The sequence below is a fragment of the Winogradskyella thalassocola genome (assembly GCF_900099995.1).
GTDB classification, from domain to species: domain Bacteria; phylum Bacteroidota; class Bacteroidia; order Flavobacteriales; family Flavobacteriaceae; genus Winogradskyella; species Winogradskyella thalassocola.
Genome location: NZ_FNCZ01000001.1, coordinates 1,551,005 through 1,574,963 on the forward strand (window position 1 = coordinate 1,551,005; position 23,959 = coordinate 1,574,963).

A 23,959-nucleotide genomic window follows, 5' to 3' on the forward strand; every position below is an offset into this window, starting at 1 on the left:
TTTTGTTTCATAATTATAAAACCAAATTTATTATGAAAACAAGATTACTTTTTTTATTACTTTTTGTCAGTAGTTATGCCTTTGCGCAAAACTGGTCACAGGTAGGAGCTACTCAATTCACAAATTTTGCTTCAGACGGAGCAATAACTTTTGATTCTACAAATGGAGATATTTATGTAGCATATACAAATGTCTTAGATGGGAATAAGGCGTACGTTACTAAATTTGATGGTACAAGTTGGGTCTCAATTGGTGCAGTATCTGCCGATACAGCAGATAATCTTGCTATTAAAATTAATCCGTTTAATAATGAAATTGTTGTTGCCTACAGAAGTGTTACTAATAATATGTCTGCTTATAAATATAATGGAACTACTTGGACTTCAATTTTCACAAATGTTGGAAGTTCAGCCTTGTCTGACCATCGCTTACAAATTCAATTTAATGCAGCAGGTACTATTAGAGTAGCAGGAAGAGAATGGACTCAAAAATTATTTATTGTAGAGCGTGATGCAGCTGGTACAGGGCCAAACCATTTAGAAGTTTTAATTAATTCAAACAATCAATATAATGGAGATCATAGATATGATTTTACGGCCTACGACGAATATTTTGTGTCTCAAGAGAGTAATTATAATGGAAGTGTTACTGGAAGAAAAAATGTAGGATCAGCAAATAATAATTTTGACTTTAATAATTTTTTAAATGGTACTACTACAAAAAATATATCAGGAATTTACGATTCTAATTATCATGCCTTTTATAATGATGTAGTTCCGCAAGGTGCAGCAGTTAATGATATTAGAGTTTATAATGGAAGCTCTTTTGTTAAGTCAGAAACAGCAACTAATGATATTGTAGAGTTAAGAAAAAGTCTAAATGATAACAAATTGTATTTAATGTATGCTAATAGTTCAGAAGATATTGTTTTTCAAAATTATGATACCAATCTAAATACTTGGTCAACATTACCATCTATAGGATTAAATAGTAATGATAGTACTTTTTTTATAAAAATGGCTATTAACGAATTTGATGGAAACTTATATGCATTATACCAAGATGGTCCAAAAATTTCATTAAAAAAATACATAATTGTAGCACCTTTAAATTTAACTAAAATGTATGTAGATGTAGATGCTACAGGAACAGGCGATGGTTCCTCTTGGGCTAATGCGTACACTAGTTTAACCAATGCTTTAGATAATATAGGGACTAATACTACAGAAATGTGGCTTGCAGATGGTACGTATACGCCAACAGGGAACGGTACTGCTAGTACATTTAATATTGTTAATGAAGGTTTTACTTTATATGGAGGTTTTAATGGTACAGAAACACAATTGTCAGAAAGAGATGTTTTAAATAATGCACCAACTATTTTAGAAGGTGATGTTAATGGTAATGATACTTCAATAGATCCTTACACTAGTTCTAGGTCTGATAATATAAAGAGAGTAATTACGCAAAGTAGTAGGTATTTTGAATTAAACGGAGTGACTGTGCAAGGTGGAAATTCAGATACTGCTGGAGCTGCAATATTTTCTAATTTTCAAGTAGGGTTATCTATAAAAAATTGTAAATTCATAAATAACGCATCAAGATCAGCAGGAATTGTATATTTTGCTGTTGCAGGATTAATACAAAATGGTACTGGAGCTGTTACCAATTTTAATGTAGAAAATTCCGAGTTTAGTAATAACAGTGCTAGATATTGGGGACAAGCTATTTATTGCGAAACAGGATCTACCTACACAAAATTAAATGTAACTTTAGTTAATAATTTATTTTTTAATAATATTTATAGCTCTGCCATTACAAGCCCTAATGAGGGTACAGCAACTATTCAATTTAATGCAAACAATAATAATTCTACTATTACTGGAGATATAGTTAATTGCACGTTTGCTAATAATACCAATATATTAGGAGCTACAGGAGTAGAGTCTGCAGTAATAGGGATGACTGTAGATGATGGCTCAAATAATGTTAATATATCTAATTGTATTGTGTATGATAATACACTTACAGATAATACAGTAGCGCCATCTGTTGGTGAATTAGCAAAAACCATTGCAAATCAAACCATTGTGAGTAACTCTATTGGGGAAGATAGTTTTTCAAATTTAATTTACTTAGCTAATACTAGTAATACAAATCCGATGTTTACAAATGCTGCAAGTGGCGATTATACATTACAAAGTTTGTCACCAGCAGTAGATGCTGGAGATAATAGTTTTGTTACATCAACTACAGATTTAGCAGGAAACTCACGCATATTCAATACTACTGTAGATATGGGAGTCTACGAGTATAGTTCAACTTTAAGTACTTCAGATTTTGAATTGAATACAAGTGAAATCTCACTATATCCTAACCCAACAACAGCAACCTTAAACATAAAAACAGAAACAGAGATTAACAAGATTTCTATTTATTCAATATTAGGAAAGGAAGTTTTAAAATCTAACAGTAAAGCAATGGATGTTTCCGGATTGTCAAATGGTGTTTATCTCGTTAAGATTATAGATTCAGAAGGAAATCAACATATAAAACGATTTATAAAGGAATAAACCATAATTCAATTTCACTATTAAAGGAAAGTCATAAAGGCTTTCCTTTTTTTTGTTGCTATTCATTCACAAAATCTTACCATTCACCAAAAAGTTAAAAATCCTTTTCCTAGATCTTATCATTTTTGATACATAATTATAAAACCAAATTTATTATGAAAACTATTTTATTATTTTTTATTGCATCAGTAACCACAAGTACATTTGCACAACAAACATTTTTTGAAAATATTAAAGCAAAAGGCGAAAACCCAGTTTATATTGAGTATCCAGGTGTGGGCATTGATAACGAAGGAAAACAGTCAATAAATCTTAGTCAAGAAAGAGTTGGCCAATATAACGAGCCACAAGAAGTTATCGTAAAATTATTAAATCATGAAGGTATTGACTCTGGAATCGCTATAATAGACAAAAATGATAATGACGAAAAAGGAAGCCAATATATTGCAGATTTTACAAAAAATAGACAAACTTTTACTGGGTTTCCCAACACATATATCGTTTATGAAAAAGTGTTTAACGAAGGCTATGTGGCTATTGGCAATTATATTTTTTTTATAGATCATTTTAACAGCCGTACAGAATTTGGTGACATAAGAAGAGTTTATGTGCTAAAGGGCACAACGCCAGATGGTGAGGCAACTTCGAAGACTAATAAAAAGAAAAAAGGTTTCGGTAAATTTTTAAATAAAGCAAAAAATATTGCTCTAAATAATAGTGCAGGACCAGACCCTAGAAAAGCACCAGAATATAAGGCACTGTCTCAAGAGAATGTGCGTAAAATGGTATCCGATTATTTAACCGCTATGCGTGAAAAACAAATCGCCTATACGCTAACGTCTAAAGATGAAGCAGATTTGGCTACTATGCAAAAAGAGGCAGACGCTTACAGTAAATATATTAAAGATAAGAACAATGCCTATTGGCAAAGTCCAGAAGGTCAAAAAACACTTAGAGGTTGGAAGTTAGCCGATGAGCACAAAGCTAGTTGTCTTGAAACAGCAGAATCTTGTGGTAGTCCTTTTCATTAACCAATACATCCAAATTTAAACACCCAAAAACAGCACTACTTATGAAAATTTTTACATCTATACTTTTAATTGGGGTAACGCTATTGCTTTTTAATTGTAATGCAGATGATGATCAATCTAAAGAAAACAGAAACCCAAGTGCATTTATAGTCACAGAAGGAGCAGCAACAAACACAGGTATACCTTTTAATTGGACCGCAGCTGTAGATCCAGATAATGACACTATTGTTTATGCTGTTTACTCAAATGGGGATTTATTAATTGAAGATTTAAACGCTTTGACTTACGTAATTGAGTATAATCTGTTTTTATCTGGACATAATACAATTTTAGTCAGTGCCTCAGACGGTTTTGGAGGAGTAGCAGAGCAAGAGCTTGTTGTTAATTTATTATCCTAAAGTTATAACGAGATATTGATAATAAAACTAGAACTAATAGTAATCATGTGTTTTTTATTAATTAGAAATCTAGCTAAGGCTGAGTCATTAAATGGCTCAGCTTTTTTTTTGTTTAGATAAATGAAGTAGTAATTATACCCTAATTAAGCATTAAAAAGCATGAATCAATACCAACAACCAACCAACAACTAAAAGTAAACCACCAATTGGAGTCACAGGTCCTAAAAACCGAAGTTTTTTGCCTTTGGCATCCGATAAAATCAAACCGTAAATACTAAACGAGAATAATATAATACCAATTGTGAAACACCAATACGTTGCCGAGGTAACATCGGTATTGCTAAGGCCTAGAGCTAGCAAAACAATGGCATGATACATTTGGTACTTTACACCAACTTCAAAACTATGCAATTGATCTGTAGATAAGATTTTCTTTAATGCATGGGCGCCAAAAGCACCAAAGATTACGGCGAGCATACCGAATAAAGCTCCAGTTGCAATTATAATGTGTTGCGTCATTTTAGTATGTTGTTTTATTTATAAACTACAGGAATAATTTCGCCTTTCGCTAGGCAATATTTTTCAATGTCTTCGTTAGAAAGTGAAACCGTGTAATCCACTTCTTCAACTTTAAAACCTATAGAGCGCAGCTTATCAAAATAATCACGACCATAAACACGAACATGATCATATTGTCCAAAAATTTTAGCACGTTCATCTCTATCTGTAATAGAATCGTCTTCAAAAGTCACTTCTCTATCTAATTCTTGTGGAATCTGAAAAATACCATACCCACCAGGTTTCATGACTCTGTATAATTCTTGCATGGCTTTAGTATCATCTGGGATATGTTCTAAAACATGATTACAAAGAATAACATCATAACTGTTATCTTCAAAAGGCAAATCGCAAATATCAGCCTTAACATCCGCAATAGGAGACAGTAAATCGGTCGTCGTATATTTTAAGTTTTTAAGCTTTCTAAAACGTTTTAAAAAGCATTGCTCTGGAGCAAAATGAAGTACACTTAATGCTGAACTTGATTTAGTATCTCTTGAAAAAAAATTAGTCTCTTTGTTAAGATATAACCACAATAATCTATGACGTTCTAAACTTAATGTAGATGGTGATAATACATTGTTTCTTTGGTTACCGTAACCATAAGGTAAAAACGTTTTAAAACTTTTATTATCGATTGGATCCGTGAATGTATCTCCTTTTAAAAAGAAAACTAATATTGGGCGTGCCACGTAGCTTAATCTTATGAGTAAAGGTCTTGGTATGGTGTTTAATATAAGTTTGAAGAGTTTTTTCATAGTGTTACTCAGAGATACACAAAGACACACAGAGTTTCGCGGAGTGCTTACTCGATTGTGTTTATGAATCTTTTTATTCCGTTTTTTAGAAGCTTAGTATTAAAGTTGAGTAATAGTCCTATTGGGTAATCCCCTAATTTCATGTAAGTCAATATTTGAGCAGTATGAACATCTGTGAATTTCTCAACAGTTTTTAGTTCAATAACTATTTTGTTTTCTACTAATATATCAATTCTGTAACCGTGATCTAAAGTGATATCTTTATAAATAATAGGTCTTGAAACTTCTTTTTGAACTGAATAGCCTAGTGCTTTTAATTCATAAAATAAACAGTCCTGATAAGCGGATTCTAAAAGGCCTGGGCCAAGTTCTTTATGTACTTCTATAGCTGCTCCTATAATATTTTCCGTAATTTTATCGTATACCATAATATCAAAATTATACTCAAAACGCTCCGTGAATCTCCGTGAAAACTCTAAGTATCTCTGAGAAATAGCTATTTGGTGATAGTAAGAAACAATACCGTTACTTAATTCAGAAAATAAAAATAATATTTACGCTTCTATCTAACTAGAAATTAAATCATAAATACCATCCCAAAGTGCAATTCTATGTTGTAAAGCGGCTTTGGCAACGTCTAGAGTTTCATTCCATTTTTGCTCATCATTACCACATAATTCCGCTATCATTTTTAATGAAAGTGGGCCGTGCTCATCACCATCTAATTCAATATGACGCTTTAAATAATAGGTTAGCTTACTATAAGTATTGTCGCTGGTTTTAGACTGATTGATAATTTGAAAAAACATATCAGGAATTACATCTTCACGTCCAAAAGTAAATGCTGAGGCAATTTTGTGCGATTCATTTGTTGCAATTACCTTAAATGTAAAATCTACAAATTTTAAGGTTTCAGCATTCAAAGTTACTTTTTCTGCAGCATGAGATACAGAATTATTATTTTGAATATGATTAACAAAACTTTCAATTTGCGAAGTGCTTGCTCCAATTTGGTGCATCGCATCTAAGTACATTTCATAATGACTTTTAGGCTCTCCTAATTCATTAATATCACTTTCTTCACCAAGAACAATTTCATTAATAAAACGCGCCGTCGATGGATTTTTAACAGGAGTCCAAGGCACTCTAGTGTTCGTTAATTGATTTTGAAGCGCTTTTAACAAAGACATAAAGTCCCAAACGGCAAACACATGTTGCTCCATAAAAGTTTTTACATCTTCAATAGAAGATAAAGCACTATATAATTTATGGCTGTTAAGTTCAGACCTTAAGTCTGTTAATTCGTTTTCTAAATACTTAATTGTCATGAGAGTCTTTTAAATAACGAGTGCTTTTTGTCTAAAAGCATCTTCTTCATCTGAAGTAATACCCAAAGCCTCATGCACATAAGCAAAAGTTGAAAGTATTTCTGGTTTCCCGTTTACAATAGCAACATCGTGTTCAAAATGTACACTTGGTTTCCCATCTTGCGTTACAATAGTCCAACCGTCGCTCAATTGTTTTACTTTATGAGTTCCTAAATTTATCATTGGCTCAATGGCAACAACCATACCTTCAATAAATTTCTTACCACGACCACGTTTTCCGTAATTTGGCATTTCAGGATCTTCATGCATTTTTCTGCCTAAACCATGACCAACTAATTCTCTAACCACACCATAGCCTTCTGCTTCCGTAAATTGTTGAATTGCAAAACCGACATCACCAACGCGATTGCCAATTTTTAATTGTTCAATACCTTTATAAAGTGATTCTTTAGTAATCTGAATGAGTTTCTTAGTCTCTTCTGCAACATTTCCAATTTCAAAAGTATAAGCATGATCACCATAAAAGCCATTCATAAATGAACCACAATCTATAGAAACAATATCACCATCTTTTAATGGAATGTCTGTTGGTAAACCATGAACTACAGCTTCATTAACACTACAAAGCAACGTTGAAGGACAATCGTAAAGGCCTTTAAAGCCAGGTAAAGCACCGTGATCCCTAATAAATTCTTCAGCGATAGCATCCAAATGATTCGTGGTTACACCTTCTTTGGTTTCTTTAGCCAACATACCTAAGGTTTTAGATACGATGAGCGCACTTTGACGCATTAATTCAATCTCTTCTGCTGTTTTTACTATAATCATGATTCAAAATATTGAGCGGCAAAGATAGGGAATTATAACAATTCTTAAGTATTTCTAAAACATGATATATAACAGTTTAAAAATAAGTTTTCTATTATATGTTTGCAGAATTAAATGGTATAACTATGTATAGAATTGTTTCCGCAGAAGAGGCTTTAAAAGTTGTGAAGTCTAATGATCGTGTATATATTCAAGCAGCAGCGGCTGCACCTCAGGTACTTGTTAAAGCATTATCCGCAAGACATGAAGAGCTGCGTAATGTTGAGGTTTGTCAGTTGCATACCGAAGGAGTTGCTCCTTATGCTAATCCGGAATTGAAAGACAGCTTCCATGTTAATTCCTTTTTCATTGGAAAAAATGTGAGACATACCTTAAAAGCGGGTAATGGATCTTATACACCTGTGTTTTTAAGTGAACTTCCGCGTCTTTTTCAGCAACGCATTTTAGAGCTCGATGTGGTTTTGATTCATGTTTCTGTTCCAGATCGTCATGGCTATTGCTCTTTAGGTGTTTCTGTTGAGGCTATTTTGGCTGCTATAGATAATGCTAAGACTGTGATTGCTCAAGTAAATCCACAGATGCCAAGAACACATGGAGCAGGAATTATTCATATTTCAGAAATCGATTATTTTGTAGAATCGAATGAAGAATTGCCTGTACATTTAATGGCTGAACCTAATGCTATAGAACTTAAAATAGGAGAATACGTAGCCAGTTTAATCGAGGATAGAAGTACACTTCAAATGGGAATTGGTTCTATTCCTAATGCCGTTTTAACGCAGTTAACAAATCACAAAGATCTAGGTTTACATACAGAGATGTTTTCAGATGGAGTTATAGATTTAATTCTTAATAATGTTATAAATGGTAACTATAAAAAGATTAATCGTGGACGAGCGCTTTCAACATTTTTAATGGGATCCAAACGCTTATATGATTATGTAGATGATAATCCGTTTGTAGAAATGCGTGCTTCAAATTACACCAATAATGCAGCATATATTAAACAGAACCCTAAGATGGTTGCCATCAATTCTGCAATTGAGGTTGATGTAACAGGTCAAGTATGTGCAGATTCTATTGGTTCTGATATGTATTCTGGTGTCGGAGGACAAATGGATTTTATTAGAGGCGCATCATTAAGTGATGGAGGTAAAGCAATTATTGCCTTACCATCGGTTACTAAAAATGGGATCAGTAGAATTGTTCCTATTTTAAAACCAGGAGCAGGTGTTGTAACGACGAGAGCCCATGTGCATTATGTCGTTACGGAATACGGCATTGCGAATCTATATGGTAAAACAATTAAAAATAGAGTAAAAGCTTTAGTCAATATAGCACACCCAGATCACAGAGAGGATATTGAGAAATCTTATTTTGATTTAATAAACTAGAAGACCCACTAAAATTGCCACCACTTTTTATTAGCAGTAGGAATTTTAGGTTCTTCATTGGTAATAATTTGATAAACTTCGCCCCAGCCGAGAATACCTCCAATGTTTCTATCGTCTATAAATAGATCAGCATGGATTTTTCGACTTCTACTGTAATCGTATTTTTCTTCCGGAAAACTAGCATTTACGGCATAGAATTCAATGCCGTTATCTTTACAGAAATCAACAGCTTCTTGCAGTTTTGCACCATTTCTATACGTCCAAAGAATTAATCGATGACCATCTTCTTGAAGCTTTTTTAAGGTTTCAAAAGCAAAGATGCGCGTTTTTCCAATTTTAGGATAGGCATCTTCTACAATGGTGCCATCGAAATCTACGGCTACTATTAATCTATTTTGAAAATTCATGCTATTTATTATAATCTAGGGCAAAGTTACACTATTAAGAAATTTATACAAGACTTTCTCTAGTCATTGCTTTAGGCTGAGGTACACCAATTAATTTTAAAATCGTTGGCGCTATGTCGCCTAAAACACCGTCTTTAATGTTTTTTAAATCTTTGTCTATTAATATAATTGGAACAGGATTAGTTGTATGAGCCGTATTTGGAGTGCCATCAGGATTTATCATGGTTTCGCAGTTACCATGATCAGCAATTAAAATAGTGGTATAATCATTCTCTAATGCTGTAGTCACAACTTCTTTGACGCATTTGTCTACATGTTCACAAGCTTCTATCGCTGCTTGCATAACACCTGTATGACCAACCATATCACCATTGGCAAAATTTAAGCATACAAAATCAACCTCTCCTTTTTTAAGTTCAGGAATAAGTGCCTCTGTTAATTCATAAACACTCATTTCTGGTTTTAAATCGTAGGTTGCTACTTTTGGTGAGTTTCTTAAAATTCGAGTTTCACCTTCGAATGGTTTTTCTTGTCCACCTGAAAAGAAAAAAGTAACATGAGGATACTTCTCAGTTTCAGCGATACGAATTTGCTTTTTATGATGTTTCTCTAAGACTTCACCTAGGGTTTCTGTAAGATTATCTTTATTGAAAACAACGTTAATGCCTTTAAAGGTGTTATCGTAATTTGTAATCGTCACATAGTTAAGATTCATTTTGTGCATGTTGTACTCATGAAAATCTTTTTGTGTTAATGCTTCTGTTAGTTGTCTTCCTCGGTCGGTTCTGAAGTTGAAAAAGATTACAACATCATCTTCTTTTATCGTCGCCACAGGTTGGTTATCTTTACCTGTTACAATTAAAGGTTTTATAAATTCGTCTGTAATGTCGTTTTCGTAATTATCTTGAATCGATTTTAAAACATCTTTAGTTTTTTCTCCTTCTCCATTTACTAATGCATCATAAACAATCTTTACACGTTCCCATCGCTTATCTCTATCCATAGCATAATAACGACCAGTTACGGATGCTAATTTCCCAGAGGTTTCTTTTAGGTGGTCTTCTAATTTCGAAATAAAACTAAATCCAGATTTTGGATCTACATCTCTACCATCTGTAAATGCATGTACAAAGACATTTTTTAGTCCATAATCATGTGTGGCATTTAAGAGTCCGAAAAGATGATTAATATGAGAATGCACTCCACCATCACTAACTAAACCTAAAAGGTGTACATTTTTATTATTGACTTTTGCGTATTCAAAAGCTGTTTTTAAAACAGGTTCTTCACGAAGCGTATTATTTTCTACAGCAAGGTTAATTTTTACTAAATCTTGATATACAATTCGTCCCGCACCTAAATTCATGTGTCCTACTTCGCTATTTCCCATTTGTCCTTCTGGTAAACCCACATGTAAACCATCAGTTCTTAAACTGGCGCTTGGGTATTTAGTGTAAAGTGAATCTATAAATGGAGTGTTTGCATTGTCTATAGCTGAAACTTTAGGATCGGGTGATTTTCCCCAACCATCTAAAATCATTAAAATAACCTTTTTATTCATGTGAAATATTTTGAGTATCAAAGATAATACATACAACGCTACAACAAATCTGTATGTTAAAAAAATTTGAAATGTTAACCCTATTTTAAGTCTTTCTAAGTAGATGATAAAGATTTATTTATGTTTTGAGACGATATTAACATATTTATTTTCAAAGTGTTAAAGAAATGTTATAAAAAAAATAAAGTGTAACACATTAAGGAATCTGTCGTCTATTAGGTATAATCAAAAAACAATCAATTAAATTAAAAATCTTTCATCATGAAAAAATCAGTAATCGTATTAGCTTTAGCATTAGGCTTCTCCATTTCAAATTTAAATGCATCCAATGATCTTAAAACTTCAGAATTAAATGAAGTTATTGTAAAAACAGTTGAAGTGAGTCCTTTATGTAAGGCCGTTGCTACTGGTAACTTAGAAGAAGTTAATAAGCTTATAAAAGCTGGTGCTGATGTTAATGCAAAGTCTAATGGTATGATGCCAATTCATTACGCAGCAAAATATAATCGTGTAGAAATTATTAAAGCTTTGATCACTGCAGGTTCTGAAATTCACAAACCATGTGATTTGGGATATACCGCTTTAAGTCATGCGAAAAATTCTAAAGCTAAAGAAGCGGAAATGTTTCTTAAGCGTTTTAAAAACAAAGATGTCTAGGAGTAGACAATTATTTGAGTTAGTTAGTTGAAAAAAGCGCCTTTAAGGCGCTTTTTTGTGTTTATAAATATTTTGTTTTAGCTTTTTGATTATGGCATATCAATAGGGCTTTAACCTATTTTAAAAAGCCTAAATCTGAATGTGTTGTAATTTCATAAGGCTCCTTGTTAAACTCAAAAATTCGAGCTTCTAAAGTTCCTTTTAAAGTAAGTTTTTTGCCATCGACAGCAATCCAACTCCCTTCTCGTAACCCAATTACAGGTTGATTATTATAAGCATGAAATTCTTTAATCCGTGTTTCTCTGGTTTCCCCCATATGCGTACTACCTTCAATAGGATCTAAGTAATGCGGGTTTATATTAAATGGTACCAGTCCTAAAGTTTTGAAACTCGGAGGATATACTATTGGCATGTCATTAGTAGTATGCATCGTTAAGCCACAAATATTACTTCCTGCACTTGTACCTAAATAAGGTGTGCCATGATTAATGGCTTCTTTTATAGGTAACAGTACATTGTTTTTATATAATTGAGACACTAATACAAAGGTATTACCACCACCAACAAAAATACCTTGTGCATTTTTAATGGCGTCTTCTGCATTCTCAAATTCGTGAATACCTTTTACTGTTTTTCCTATTTTAGCAAAAGCTTTAGAAGCTGTATTTGTATAGTCATCATGCGAAATACCTCCTGGTCTAGCATACGGAATGAATAAAATTTCATTTGCAGATTTAAAATGAACTTTTAGTTCGTCCATTAAATACTCTAAATAACCACTGCCATGAATGGTCGACGTACTTGCTATTATAATAGATTTCAAAATTTTTTGTTTTAGATGTACAGTTTTACAAAGAAAGTCAATCTTTTTTTAAAAGTGCTATTTTCTCATTTAACAAACATTTACGAACGGATTCCTATGAGAATTGAAGAATATAACCGAAATTTAGTACAAGAATTGAAAACAAGAACCAAGCGTGTTAAAATTGTTGTCAGTTAGGCGTATGACTATGAGTGAACAGCAGGTGGTAATTACGAATAAAAAAATATAAACACATGAAAAAAATACTACTCTTATTATTTACAATTACAACGTTAACAGCTTTTAGTCAAGATATTGATAGAGTTACTGTAAATGGTAGAATTGTGGTGTCCTCTGATGATAAAGAAGGTGTCACCGTTTTTAATTCCTCTTCCAATAAAGGAACTTATACAGACGCAGATGGAAATTTTGAAATAAAAGTAGCAGTTAATGATGTTGTAGAATTCGGTGCACTTCAATTTAAAGATTTTAATGTTACAATTACCGATAAGATTATTTTATCTAAGCGTTTAACGGTTATCCTTGTTGAAGACGTCAATAAATTAGATGAGGTTGTGTTGCTGCCATTTGACTTAACGGGTAACTTGGGAGCCGATTTAGAAAACGTTAGAACTTACAACGTAAGTTTAGACGCCGTTTATTTTGGTTTGGATAATATCGAGGATTTTGAGTTCTCTGCAGATTATAAAACCAAAGCAGATAATTTGGCTTTTAACGAATACAATCCACATGTGGGAGATATGGTGGATCTAGTTAATGTAGCCGGATTTTTGATTAAAAATGTGGTTGATTTTAGTAAAATTAAGTTTAAAAGTAAGAAAGATGTTGTGTTAGAAAAAACACCTTTTAAGAAAGCCTTAGATACTTACAGTGTAAATTATATTCACAATAACTTTGATATACCTCTAGAGCAGGTGGAATCATTTATTGATTATGCTGATAAAGAAGGTATAGATGATAGCTTATTTGAAGAAAATAAGGAAATGCAACTTTTAGAACGTATTTCTCAATTAAGTAAAGCGTTTTTAAAAGACACTAGTGAAAAAGAGTAAAATTCTTTATGTCCTGACTACCTTTTTGAGTGTGTTATTTGTTAATGCACAGCGAAGCGATTTAAATGGGAAGTTAATTGCAAACGACGAGGTCGAAGGACTTCATGTTCAAAACAAAACAGCAGCAAAATATACCATTTCAAATGAAGATGGAAGTTTTGTGATTCCGGCAAAAGTACAAGACACATTAGTTATTTCTGGTGTTAAATATCAAACACAAGAAGTTATTATTTCACAATCGATATTAGATTTAGGCGAATTCAGTGTTGTGCTTATTGAAAATATTAATGAACTGAATGAGGTTATTGTCGGTAAAATTTTAACAGGAAGCTTAGAATCAGATCTTCAAAACTCAGACGCTAAACCCGAGATTAATTTTTACGATTTGGGTATTTCTGGGTATAAAGGAAAACCTCTTACTCAAAACGAACGGAAACTACACGATGCTGATGCAGGGCCTGTTGGATCAATAATGGGAGGTCCGTTTGGAGGTGGTGTAGGTTTAAATCTTCATAAAATACTGAATAGGGTTAGTGGTAGAACTAAAAAACTCGAAAACATCGTAGAATTGGATGATAGAGAACGTTGTATTCAACGTTTAAGAATAGGGTATGAGTCGTTTATTTTTGAGAATGATTCTTTAGCTGAAAACCTACGTACTGAGTATTTTCTGTTTTGCCAAGAGGACGATGAATTTTTAACGTTGTGTAATAAGAATGATGATATAACACTATTAGAATTTTTACAAGCAAAGCTAAAAGTGTATCAGGAAAATAGAAAATCAATAACTAAAGACTAACTTTGGAATGCGTTTTGTAAATAAATTATGCATCGTTAAAATAAAATATGAAATTACTACCTATTTTAATTGTCTTTTTAAGTCTTCCATTTTTAATTTCGAATACAAATAATCACGAATATTATGTTAGTGTAACTGAAGTAGAATACGCAAAAGAAGAACAAGCTCTCCAAATAATAAGTCAAATATTTATTGATGATTTTGAAACCTTATTACGCAAACGTTACGATGAAGATATAACACTCGATATCGAAGGTGAATCAGATAAGGTAGACACATATATGAGTCGGTATTTAACAGATAAATTAAAGGTTATCGTAAATGGTGATATCGTAAACTTCAAATTTATAGGAAAGGAATATAAAGATGATATTACGTATTGCTATTTAGAAATAGAAAATATTTCAATTATTAAGTCAGTAGAGATTACCAATCAAATTTTATTCGATGCGTTTTCAGAACAGCAAAATATAGTTAGGTTAAAACTTCTAGGTAAAAACAAGAGTTTTTTGCTGGTTCCGCAGAATGACACTTGCGTGTTAAAATTTGAATAAAAAACTATTAAGCCATCATAAATTTATACTTTAGGCATCATTTTAACAACAATAAAATTATATGAAAATTATTAAATTTTTCGTGTGTGCTATGCTTTTGACTTCTTTTAGCACATATGCTCAAGATGACGTAAAGGCCGAACGCCAACAAGGTCATACTAACCAAAACAAATTCAAACAGCTTTATGAAGAGTTTTCTACGCCAAATGTGTTTAGAACAGGTTCTGGAGCGCCTGGTCCTGGATATTATCAGCAGCAAGCCGATTATAAAATGGATATTGAAATAGATGATGTTAATGCAAAATTATTTGGAGATGAAACGATTACATATACCAATAATTCACCAGATGAGTTAAAATATTTATGGGTACAATTAGACCAAAACATGCGCGCAAGAGATTCAAAAACACCACTTATTGGTAGCTCTAGCATTTCTCCTGCGTCGTTGTCTTCTAGTGTTGTAAAATCTTATTTAAAAGAATCTTTTGACGGAGGTTTCAATATTGTACATGTTAAGGATGTTAATGGCAATGATTTACCATATACCATAAATCGTACAATGATGCGAGTAGAATTGCCACGAGCAATGAATACTGGTGATAAATTTTCATTTCAAATAAAATGGTGGTACAATATAAATAATCATGTTAAAGATGGTGGCCGTTCTGGTTATGAATACTTTGAAGAAGATGATAACAATCTCTACACAATAGCTCAGTTTTACCCACGTATGGCCGTATATAATGATGTAGAAGGATGGCAAAATTCTCAGTTTTGGGGACGTGATGAGTTTGCTTTGCCATTTGGTGATTTTGATGTTAATATTACAGTGCCTGCAGATCATATTTTAGATGGGACAGGAGTATTAACGAATCGTGAAGAAGTTTTTACAAAAGAGATGATGAAACGCTACAAGAAAGCACAGAAATCTTATGACGAACCTGTAATGATTGTAACAGATGAAGACGCTAGAAAAGCTGAAAAATCTAAAAGTAAAGACAAGAAAACGTGGAGGCTTTCGGCTAAAATGGTTCGTGATTTTGGTTTTGCAACCTCTCGTAAGTTCCTTTGGGATATGATGGCTGTAAAACTTGGAGAAAAGGATGTTATGGCTGTGTCACTATATCCAAAAGAAGGAAATCCTTTATGGGAACAATGGTCAACTAAAGCAGTGGCGAGTACATTAAAGACATACTCTCGCATGACGTTTGATTATCCTTATCACAAAGCAATTTCTGTAAATACACCTATGGGAATGGAATACCCAATGATCTGTTTTAATTTTGGTCGTCCGGATAAAGAAGGAAATTATTCCGATAGAACTAAATACGGAATGATAGGAGTAATTATTCATGAGGTTGGGCACAATTGGTTCCCAATGATTGTAAATAGTGATGAGCGTCAATGGACATGGATGGATGAAGGGTTAAATACATTCACCCAATACGTTGCAGAGCAAGATTTTGGGGAATGGTATCCTGGTGCTTTATCTCCACAGCACAAAGCATTTCCATCTAGACGAGGACCTGCCAAGAATATTGTGAGATATATGGGAGGTGATCAAAATTTTATTGCACCAATTATGACCAAAGGTTTAAATACGTATCAATTTGGAAATAACGCTTACAGTAAACCTGCTACAGCCTTAAATGTTTTAAGAGAAACCGTAATGGGGCGTGAGCTTTTTGATTATTCATTTAAAGAATACGCAAATCGTTGGATGTTTAAACACCCAACTCCTGAAGATTTTTTCCGTACTATGGAAGATGCATCTGCAGTAGATTTAGATTGGTTTTGGAGAGGTTGGTTTTACACTACAGATTATACTGATATAGGTGTTAAAGAAGTTAAGAAATTTGCAGTTACTACAACTCCAAATGATAACGGAAAAAGATTAGCTGAACGTTATAATAGAGATCCTAAAAGTTTAGTGTATTTTATTGAAGAAGGTGACGAAGGCTATGATGATGCAATAAAAACAAATACATCTATTGATGCTTTGCCTACAGTAAAAGAATACATAATGGATAATTTTACACCAGAAGAGCAGAAGGCAATGAAAACAGCACCTAAATATTTTTATCAAATTACATTTGATAAACCAGGTGGATTAGTAATGCCGTTAATTGTAGAATATACATATGCAGATGGAACATCAACCAGAGAAACATATCCAGCTCAAGTATGGAGATTAAATGATAAGGAAGTGAAGAAAGCAATTGCTAGCGAAAAAGAAATTGTATCTATACAAGTAGATCCAGATTTAGAAACAGCAGATGTAGATACCTCTAATAATTCTTGGCCTAGAGAAGTTAAAGAAAGTGATTTTGATAAGTTTAAAAGTAGAGTAAGAGATTAATAAGAAGTAAGATTATAAATTTAAGCCAACTTTTTTTAGGTTGGCTTTTTTTATTTTTAATTTGAAGTGGTTTAATTCACAAACTCATTCTATATTTGCACCGTGATACATCAAATAACAATATTATTTATTGGAGCTGCCGAAATAATGGTGATACTATTAATAGTGGTATTAGTATTTGGTGCAGATAAACTTCCTGAAATTGCACGAGGCTTGGGTAAGGGTATGCGTCAATTAAAAGATGCAAGTAATGACATTAAACAAGAAGTTACTAAAAGTGCAAAAGAAAATAACATCCTAGATAAGGATGTTACAAAAAATGTTCAGGAAGAGATCGATAAAATTAAAGATGATCTCGAAGACTTCACAGGATCATTAAAACGCAATAAGTAATTGCGTATTTCTTAAGAATACACCTCGTTTTTTAATACAATCATAAAATAGCTTACTAATTAGCGCGTTTTATTTAATATATTTAGAGAGTTAATTAACCATCTAAATTTTATTACATGAAAAAAATGTACACATTGGTAGTGCTTCTATTAGCAATTACCATGGCGTCTTGTTCTAAAGATGCTATTATTGATTCTGAATTGGAAGCAGTTCAATTTCCAAAGGACCCTTTAACCGTTGAGCAAATTAACCAACGTATTAGTGAAAGCATCAGAACAACGGGTGATTTTGATTGGAATAAGGAAGATGCACACTTTTTATGGAGCGCATTAACGCACGGACAAAATGTACTGACTGTTGGTTATGGTGACGAAGGACAAAGCTTTAGTGAAGTCGAAGATGAAGAACTTAAAATTAAAAAAAATAATTTGTTGGCAACAATAATTAGAGAAGAGCAAATTCTTAAAGAAGACTTTAAGCTAAAAGAGGATGATATTCTAACTGTTTTTGATGCAGAAGTTACAAAGCTCGAAACTATTATTGCCTTAAGAGAAAGTGAATACGTTAGATATTTAGAGCCAAATGGGTATAATCAATATACAGATGTTCAAGAAAAATCAAGCTCAGGATGTGATACTAGTGGGGATTCAATAAATTCTGCACACTATTCTACAATAGCTCCTAATAACGCACAAGTGTCTTGGCATTTTAATGAACATAATATTCAAAGTGCTTGGAATTATTCTACAGGGGCTGGAGTTACGATTGGTTTAATTGATACTGGGGTTTCAAAAAATCAAGTACTTTTAAATTCAGCAGGAATTAATGATGGCTACTCATCAGGTCGGTTTGTTCAAAAGTATGGCACTTTTATAGATTCTAATTGGTGGTGGTCTAGTAATTATGATGGTCCTCACGATAAATGTGGTCATGGAACTGCAATGGGATCTACCATGGCAGCACCAAGAAATGATAACGGAATGCCTTTAGGTGTAGCGTATAATTCTAATTTAGTGGCTTACAGAGCTACGGAAGACGTGCTATTAAACGATTATCATGAGCGTAAGGGTGTTTCTCAAGCCTTAAAAGATTTAGGTAATAGAAGTGATGTAAAAATAATTTCAATGTCCATAGGTTATGTGTGGTCAATTGGTAATGTAAAAGATGCAGTACGATACGCTTACAGTAAAGGCAAATTAATTTTTGCGGCAGGTGGAACGTCTACTAGTTTTACCAATGGCTTTGGTGTTATATTCCCAGCAACCATGAGCGAAACGGTAGCAGTTACGGGAGTTAATGATGGAAGTAATTATGAACGTTGTGATACCTGTCATAGCGGTAGTAAAATAGATTTTACGATTGTCATGGAAGGAGATAATAATACAAGTAAAGCACCTCCTGTATTAGGATTTTATGATGGTCAGAGACGTTATACAGGTGGATCTTCTGTAGCAACAGCAACTACAGCTGGTATAGCGGCTTTAATATGGTCGAGATATCCAAGTTGGAGTCGCACACAAGTTCTTAATAGGTTAAAACAATCAGCAGAATTTTATCCAAATAAAAACAGCAGTTTTGGTTATGGTAATATTGATGCTTTGCAAGCCGTGCAGTAATCTGAAATGTTTAATAAAAGGAAAAGCCTCATTAGTTTATAATGAGGCTTTTTTTTATGAACAGTGGTGTCAATCTGCAACTAAAACATGTTTTTTGAAAATAGATTGTAATTCAAGTTCAGGATTGTCTGTTAACCCAGAATGCGTCTTAGAACTTTGAATAACCGTACTGCGAGAGGCAGCTAACCATCTAAATCTATCTGACAATTCAAACTGCGCAATCGCTCCGCCAGAGGCATCTCCTTTAGAAATTAATTCCCAAGATTTTAAGTAACTATTTAAGGCGTCTAAATCTAATTCGCATGAAAAGGCATTTAACTTATTTTCGTCGACTTTAAATTTAACTCCTAGAAATTTCTTTCGTTTAGAGAATAAAATGACTCCAATGTTGAAAAACTCTTCACGTTCAACTTTAGGTACCAATCTAATAATGGCATATTCAAAAGTAACTTTATCTTGCATCTTCAGCTTCTTTTACTAAGGTGTCAATTTTTGAGAGTCTTGAATTTAAGTATTCAATATAGGCTTTTCGCATTTGATTTGGTGTGAAGGAATCAGACTCATTTATCAGCCAATCTTCAGGTATATTATAGATGATATCTTCAATGGTACTTTCATTAAGCATATCAATAATGGTTTTAGAGGCTTCGTTTAAAAGTGAAGCACGCTCTAAAAGCACATGATCTTTAATAAGAGGAAACGTTCTAGTGAGATGATTTTCCCATGTGTCCCAATTATGATGAAAATAGAAACTAGCACCATTATCTATAACCCATAATTCTTTATTCCAATTTAATAAATTAGTGTTTTTTACGGTTCTGTCTATATTGCTAATAATACTATCGAGCAGTACTATTTTAGAAGAGGTTAGTGCGTCTGCAACAGAAACTAAAGGATCAAAAGTTATAGAACTACTTAGGTAATGTAATCCTAGATTTAGACCCACACTAAATTTTAGTAAATCTTGTATTTCTTCATCCGGTTCCGTTTTACTAAAGGAATCGTCCAAATTCAAAAAAACTAATTCGGGAACTTTTAAACCAATGGCTCTGGCTAATTCACCTCCAATAAATTCTGCGATTAATGCTTTTGTACCTTGGCCAGCTCCTCTAAACTTTAAAACATATAGAAAACCATCACTAGCTTCAATAATAGCAGGTAAAGAACCACCTTCTCTTAAAGGGGTGATGTATTTAACAACATCAACGGTTCTTATATCAATTTTACTCATAATCTGCGAGGTTATATTTTTCTGCTAATCGTTAAACCATCTCTTATGGGCAGAAGAACGGTTTCAATACGTTTATCATTTTTAAGAAGTGTGTTATAATCTAAAACGGCTTTGGTTGATTTATCCTTTTCATCTAAAGGTTCTACAACTTTTCCATGCCATAATACGTTATCTGAAAGAATAACACCTCCTTTATTTAGTTTGTCTATTATTAAATGAAAATAATTTGAATAGTTTGGTTTGTCTGCATCAATAAAGACCAAATCAAATGTCTCGTCTAGTTGAGGGATAATATCTAAAGCACTTCCTGTATGTTGAATAATCTGTTTTCCATATTCAGATTTATCAAAATATGTTCTCTGAAAATCAACTAATTCTTCGTTAACATCTATAGTATGAAGCGTGCCATTTTCTTGAATTCCTTCGGCTAAACATAATGTAGCATAGCCTGTAAATGTGCCCAATTCTAAAATAGATTTTGGTCTAATTAACTTAGATATCATACTCAATACACGACCTTGGTAAGGTCCGCTAAGCATAATCGGTTGTAATACTTTTTGATACGTTTCTCTAGTAAGCTGTTGTAGTAGTTTAGGTTCTTGTTCAGAATGGTCAACTACATATTTATCTAAGTTTTCAGGTAAGAAATGCATACATAATAATTTTAATTATAGGAATAGGATAAGGGAAACCACTAGGATAAAATCCTATCGACTAATTTCTTTTTAGCAGCTCCATCATCTCCACATAACCACTGAATAACGTTGTCTTCCCAAATAGCATCACCTTCGGTCTCTGTAATTATCTCGCGCTCTATAGCTAAATCTATTATTTTTCCAGGGTAAGAAGATTGCTTTTCGCTTTCCATTTCACCCAATGGATAAGGGTCATCTAATCCCATTAAGACTTGTTTAGAGCCTTGATTTCTAATTAATAGTTCTAGGCCACCTGTGTCGTGTACCAATGTATCAAAGAATATGTTTTTATGACCAACGGCTTTTCTAGGATGACTTTTGCCTTCAAATAAATCTGGACGACCATCAAAGCCTTGAATACGTCTCCCTAAGTTGATTTGTGCCAATTGTCCACCATGGGCAAAACACGTACGCATATTAGGATATTTGTCTTGGTACCCATTTAAAGTTAAGAAGTGATATGCATCAGCACATTGTGCCAACATCCATATTAAGTGAAATCTCCAAGAGGTATTTTCTAGTTTTATGAATTTTTCTCCATCGTAAGGATGGATTTCAACAGCAAGATTGTATTTGTTCGCTAATTCGAAAATAGGCTCGTTTTCTTCGTCAAAAATACAACGCCATGTCCCAATAGTATCCATGTAATGGGTTGGTAAACATAGAAGTTGAAGGCCTAAAACTTCAACGCAACGTTCAATTTCCCAACATGCTCCTCTAACAAACCCAGGATGAACAACAAATCCACAGGTAAATTTACTTGGATGATTATGTTGGATTTTGGCATTAAAATCATTCTGAAAACGTAAGGCTTGTTTCATCTCCTCAACACGAAGCCCATTTCCATAAAGTTGCGATAGGTTTAAAACAACAGCATGGTCAATATTAAAACGCTCCATCCATGCTAACTTTTCATTTAAGAAAAAACTAGAATCCGTAATTGGTCGATTCCAATCTTTTTGAAGCATGAATTTTCGATCTTTGTCCACCCAAAAAATCCCTTTATCTTGCATAAATTGAGGAATTTCCTCTGGATATGGAAGTAAATGTGAGTGGCCGTTTATTCTAAGTTTTCGTTTAGTCATATGTAGTTGTCATGCTGAGCGCAGTCAAAGCATCTCGTTTTGTCATTCCTGCGAAAGCAGGAACCTTATTGATTGGAATTCAACTTATTATTGAACCCTTTAGTTAGTTCTGTTTTATGAATTTAGAGTTTTTCCTTTTCGGAAAATCAACCGACCTTTAATTATCGATCTTCACCTTTTCTGGTGGTTCCATTACCTCACCACAATTCGGACATTTACGTTTATCCTTGTCTCCATAATATTTGTCGAAAATTATAGGCATATCGGTTTCAATATTTTCAACAGTGAAATCTTCTTCGTACAATTTGGTAGTACAGTTTTCACAGAACCAAAGTAAAGCATCTTGAACACCTTTATCTCTTGGGTATTCTATAACTAAACCAACGGTATTGGCTTCACGTTGCGGTGAATGTGGAACTTTTGGTGGTAAAAGAAATATTTCACCTTCTCTAATATGAATATCTTTTGGTTCACCATTTTCAATGATTTTTAAAACCATATCTCCTTCAATTTGATGGAAAAACTCTGGTGTTTCATTATAGTGATAATCTTTTCTGCTGTTAGGCCCACCAACAACCATCACAATAAAATCACCATCTTTCCAAACCACTTTGTTACCAACAGGTGGTTTTAATAAATGCCGGTTTTCATCTATCCATGCTTTGAAATTAATGGGGGGATATATTTTACTCATGATTTTTGTTTTTTATTCTCTATAAAGTTACAAAGATTTTGTTCGTCCACCATCAACAGGAAGATTAATTCCGTTAATATAAGCGGCGCGTTCACTTGCTAAAAAAGTAATAGCATCAGCTAATTCTTCTGGTTTTGCGAAACGTTTGGCTGGTACAGCACTTTTCATAGCATTAGCAGCTTCTTCTTCAGTGTTCCCTGTTTTTGCTGATTTGTTTTTTATGATTTCAGCTAAACGTTCTGTTCCTGTAGCGCCAGGTAAAACGTTATTCACTGTAATACCAAATTGCCCTAATTCATTGGCTAAGGTTTTACTCCAGTTAGCCACTGCACCACGAATGGTGTTACTAACACCTAAACCATCTAAAGGTTGTTTTACAGAGGTTGAAATCACATTGATGACACGACCATAACCTTCAGCTTTCATAAAAGGAACTACCGTTTGAACTAAGACATGATTACATTTTAAATGTTGCGTAAAAGCGGATTCAAATTCTTCAACATCGGCAGAGAATACTGGACCACCTTTTGGGCCACCTGTATTATTTACTAAAATATGAAACCCGTGATGTTTAGAAATATAATCTGAAACTTTAGATTTTAAATCTGAAGGGTTAGAGAAATCAGCTACGATATAATCGTGTTGTCTTTGTTGAGGTAACTCGGCTAGTGTAGCTTTTAATTTATCTTCATTTCTAGCAATTAGGGTTACTTGTACACCTTCTGCCGCTAAAGCTAGTGCTGTTGCTTTTCCTATTCCTGCTGTGCTTCCGCAAACTAGTGCGTATTTGTTGTTTAATTGTAAATCCATAATATTTTGTCTGGTCGAGCGCAGTCGAGACCTGCCTAGTTTTCGGGATTATAATTTGAGTGTGTTGCATTTCTGCATTCAGATAGAATTTGTAACAAATCATAATCTCCTTTAGCTAAAGCATATTTTTTCTTTGCACTCCATTTTTTTATTTTCTTTTCAAAGAATATTGCTTGTTCAATATCGTTAAATTCTTGATGAAATATTAATTTTAAAGGTCTTCTTTTATATGTGAAACAATTTTTGTTTAATCCTTTTTGATGTTCTTCAAAACGTCTTGAAATGTTATTTGTTACTCCTGTATAAGTGAGGTTGTCTGAGCATTGTAATATGTAAACATAATAGGTTTTCATAA

At 33.2% G+C, this 23,959-nt stretch carries 26 protein-coding genes; 11 read left to right on the forward strand and 15 right to left on the reverse strand.

Annotated features, from left to right (window positions below):
* Positions 1–32 precede the first annotated feature (32 nt).
* The 3 genes from BLT80_RS06310 (at position 33) to BLT80_RS06320 (ending at position 4,002) form a co-directional block, all read left to right on the forward strand.
* On the forward strand, positions 33–2,573 hold the full coding sequence (locus BLT80_RS06310) for a T9SS type A sorting domain-containing protein (RefSeq protein WP_092466711.1): 2,541 nt from the start codon (positions 33–35) through the stop codon (positions 2,571–2,573).
* Positions 2,574–2,728: 155 nt separating this feature from the next.
* Positions 2,729–3,604, forward strand: coding sequence for a hypothetical protein (locus BLT80_RS06315; RefSeq protein WP_092466712.1), 876 nt, complete (start codon positions 2,729–2,731; stop codon positions 3,602–3,604).
* Between the two features lie 41 nt (positions 3,605–3,645).
* Entirely contained in the window at positions 3,646–4,002 is a 357-nt protein-coding gene (locus BLT80_RS06320; protein ID WP_092466713.1) for a hypothetical protein, read from the forward strand.
* Positions 4,003–4,152: 150 nt separating this feature from the next.
* Here BLT80_RS06320 and BLT80_RS06325 read toward each other — a convergent pair whose 3' ends face one another.
* The 5 genes from BLT80_RS06325 to map all read right to left on the reverse strand — a co-directional run bounded on the left by BLT80_RS06325 (position 4,153) and on the right by map (position 7,474).
* Positions 4,153–4,521 carry a DUF423 domain-containing protein gene (locus BLT80_RS06325; RefSeq protein WP_092466714.1) on the reverse strand — a complete coding sequence of 123 codons (369 nt, stop codon included), beginning with the start codon at positions 4,519–4,521 and terminating at the stop codon, positions 4,153–4,155.
* Between the two features lie 14 nt (positions 4,522–4,535).
* Entirely contained in the window at positions 4,536–5,318 is a 783-nt protein-coding gene (locus BLT80_RS06330; RefSeq protein ID WP_092466715.1) for a class I SAM-dependent methyltransferase, read from the reverse strand.
* A gap of 47 nt (positions 5,319–5,365) precedes the next feature.
* Positions 5,366–5,746 (reverse strand): GxxExxY protein, encoded by a 381-nt coding sequence (locus BLT80_RS06335; protein WP_092466716.1) that lies wholly within the window; start codon positions 5,744–5,746, stop codon positions 5,366–5,368.
* A 138-nt stretch (positions 5,747–5,884) separates the two neighbouring features.
* On the reverse strand, positions 5,885–6,646 hold the full coding sequence (locus BLT80_RS06340; RefSeq protein ID WP_092466717.1) for a DUF3050 domain-containing protein: 762 nt from the start codon (positions 6,644–6,646) through the stop codon (positions 5,885–5,887).
* 9 nt (positions 6,647–6,655) lie between these two features.
* Positions 6,656–7,474, reverse strand: a complete 819-nt coding sequence (gene map, locus BLT80_RS06345) for a type I methionyl aminopeptidase (protein ID WP_092466718.1) — start codon at positions 7,472–7,474, stop codon at positions 6,656–6,658.
* A 125-nt stretch (positions 7,475–7,599) separates the two neighbouring features.
* Here map and BLT80_RS06350 point away from each other — a divergent pair, with 125 nt between their 5' ends.
* A complete protein-coding gene (locus BLT80_RS06350; RefSeq protein ID WP_092466899.1) occupies positions 7,600–8,868 on the forward strand; it encodes an acetyl-CoA hydrolase/transferase family protein in 1,269 nt (422 codons plus the stop codon).
* 8 nt (positions 8,869–8,876) lie between these two features.
* Here the strand turns inward: BLT80_RS06350 and BLT80_RS06355 are convergent, their stop codons facing one another.
* Positions 8,877–9,275 carry a BT0820 family HAD-type phosphatase gene (locus BLT80_RS06355; protein WP_092466719.1) on the reverse strand — a complete coding sequence of 133 codons (399 nt, stop codon included), beginning with the start codon at positions 9,273–9,275 and terminating at the stop codon, positions 8,877–8,879.
* Between the two features lie 43 nt (positions 9,276–9,318).
* Positions 9,319–10,836, reverse strand: coding sequence for a 2,3-bisphosphoglycerate-independent phosphoglycerate mutase (gene gpmI / locus BLT80_RS06360; protein ID WP_092466720.1), 1,518 nt, complete (start codon positions 10,834–10,836; stop codon positions 9,319–9,321).
* 261 nt (positions 10,837–11,097) lie between these two features.
* On the opposite strand from gpmI, the gene BLT80_RS06365 reads away from it, so the two are divergent.
* Entirely contained in the window at positions 11,098–11,493 is a 396-nt protein-coding gene (locus BLT80_RS06365) for an ankyrin repeat domain-containing protein (protein ID WP_092466721.1), read from the forward strand.
* 115 nt (positions 11,494–11,608) lie between these two features.
* Here BLT80_RS06365 and pepE read toward each other — a convergent pair whose 3' ends face one another.
* Positions 11,609–12,316 (reverse strand): dipeptidase PepE, encoded by a 708-nt coding sequence (pepE, locus tag BLT80_RS06370; RefSeq protein ID WP_092466722.1) that lies wholly within the window; start codon positions 12,314–12,316, stop codon positions 11,609–11,611.
* A gap of 233 nt (positions 12,317–12,549) precedes the next feature.
* Here pepE and BLT80_RS06375 point away from each other — a divergent pair, with 233 nt between their 5' ends.
* The 6 genes from BLT80_RS06375 (at position 12,550) to BLT80_RS06400 (ending at position 19,089) form a co-directional block, all read left to right on the forward strand.
* Positions 12,550–13,368: a carboxypeptidase-like regulatory domain-containing protein gene (locus tag BLT80_RS06375; RefSeq protein ID WP_092466723.1), complete on the forward strand. Its 819-nt coding sequence runs from the start codon at positions 12,550–12,552 to the stop codon at positions 13,366–13,368.
* Positions 13,355–14,167 carry a peptidase associated/transthyretin-like domain-containing protein gene (locus BLT80_RS06380; RefSeq protein WP_139181024.1) on the forward strand — a complete coding sequence of 271 codons (813 nt, stop codon included), beginning with the start codon at positions 13,355–13,357 and terminating at the stop codon, positions 14,165–14,167. The genes BLT80_RS06375 and BLT80_RS06380 overlap by 14 nt, the downstream gene beginning before the upstream one ends.
* A gap of 47 nt (positions 14,168–14,214) precedes the next feature.
* Complete coding sequence (locus tag BLT80_RS06385; RefSeq protein WP_092466725.1) at positions 14,215–14,721, forward strand: DUF6702 family protein; 507 nt, start codon at positions 14,215–14,217, stop codon at positions 14,719–14,721.
* A gap of 61 nt (positions 14,722–14,782) precedes the next feature.
* Positions 14,783–17,080 (forward strand): M1 family metallopeptidase, encoded by a 2,298-nt coding sequence (locus BLT80_RS06390; RefSeq protein ID WP_092466726.1) that lies wholly within the window; start codon positions 14,783–14,785, stop codon positions 17,078–17,080.
* Between the two features lie 102 nt (positions 17,081–17,182).
* Positions 17,183–17,473, forward strand: a complete 291-nt coding sequence (locus BLT80_RS06395; protein WP_092466727.1) for a Sec-independent protein translocase subunit TatA/TatB — start codon at positions 17,183–17,185, stop codon at positions 17,471–17,473.
* A gap of 116 nt (positions 17,474–17,589) precedes the next feature.
* Positions 17,590–19,089: a S8 family peptidase gene (locus tag BLT80_RS06400; RefSeq protein WP_092466728.1), complete on the forward strand. Its 1,500-nt coding sequence runs from the start codon at positions 17,590–17,592 to the stop codon at positions 19,087–19,089.
* A gap of 69 nt (positions 19,090–19,158) precedes the next feature.
* Here BLT80_RS06400 and BLT80_RS06405 read toward each other — a convergent pair whose 3' ends face one another.
* The 7 genes from BLT80_RS06405 to BLT80_RS06435 form a co-directional block, all read right to left on the reverse strand.
* Positions 19,159–19,551, reverse strand: coding sequence for a DUF3037 domain-containing protein (locus tag BLT80_RS06405; RefSeq protein ID WP_092466729.1), 393 nt, complete (start codon positions 19,549–19,551; stop codon positions 19,159–19,161).
* Positions 19,541–20,320 (reverse strand): HipA family kinase, encoded by a 780-nt coding sequence (locus BLT80_RS06410; RefSeq protein WP_092466730.1) that lies wholly within the window; start codon positions 20,318–20,320, stop codon positions 19,541–19,543. The genes BLT80_RS06405 and BLT80_RS06410 overlap by 11 nt, the downstream gene beginning before the upstream one ends.
* Positions 20,321–20,331: 11 nt before the next feature.
* Positions 20,332–20,973 carry an O-methyltransferase gene (locus tag BLT80_RS06415; protein ID WP_092466731.1) on the reverse strand — a complete coding sequence of 214 codons (642 nt, stop codon included), beginning with the start codon at positions 20,971–20,973 and terminating at the stop codon, positions 20,332–20,334.
* Between the two features lie 41 nt (positions 20,974–21,014).
* The gene (locus tag BLT80_RS06420) at positions 21,015–22,100 is read right to left on the reverse strand and encodes an amidohydrolase family protein (protein ID WP_092466732.1); all 1,086 of its coding nucleotides are present in this window, start codon (positions 22,098–22,100) and stop codon (positions 21,015–21,017) included.
* Between the two features lie 157 nt (positions 22,101–22,257).
* On the reverse strand, positions 22,258–22,794 hold the full coding sequence (locus tag BLT80_RS06425) for a 3-hydroxyanthranilate 3,4-dioxygenase (RefSeq protein ID WP_092466733.1): 537 nt from the start codon (positions 22,792–22,794) through the stop codon (positions 22,258–22,260).
* Positions 22,795–22,821: 27 nt separating this feature from the next.
* The gene (locus BLT80_RS06430) at positions 22,822–23,604 is read right to left on the reverse strand and encodes an SDR family oxidoreductase (RefSeq protein WP_092466734.1); all 783 of its coding nucleotides are present in this window, start codon (positions 23,602–23,604) and stop codon (positions 22,822–22,824) included.
* A gap of 35 nt (positions 23,605–23,639) precedes the next feature.
* Positions 23,640–23,957 (reverse strand): GIY-YIG nuclease family protein, encoded by a 318-nt coding sequence (locus BLT80_RS06435; RefSeq protein ID WP_092466735.1) that lies wholly within the window; start codon positions 23,955–23,957, stop codon positions 23,640–23,642.
* Positions 23,958–23,959: the final 2 nt, after the last annotated feature.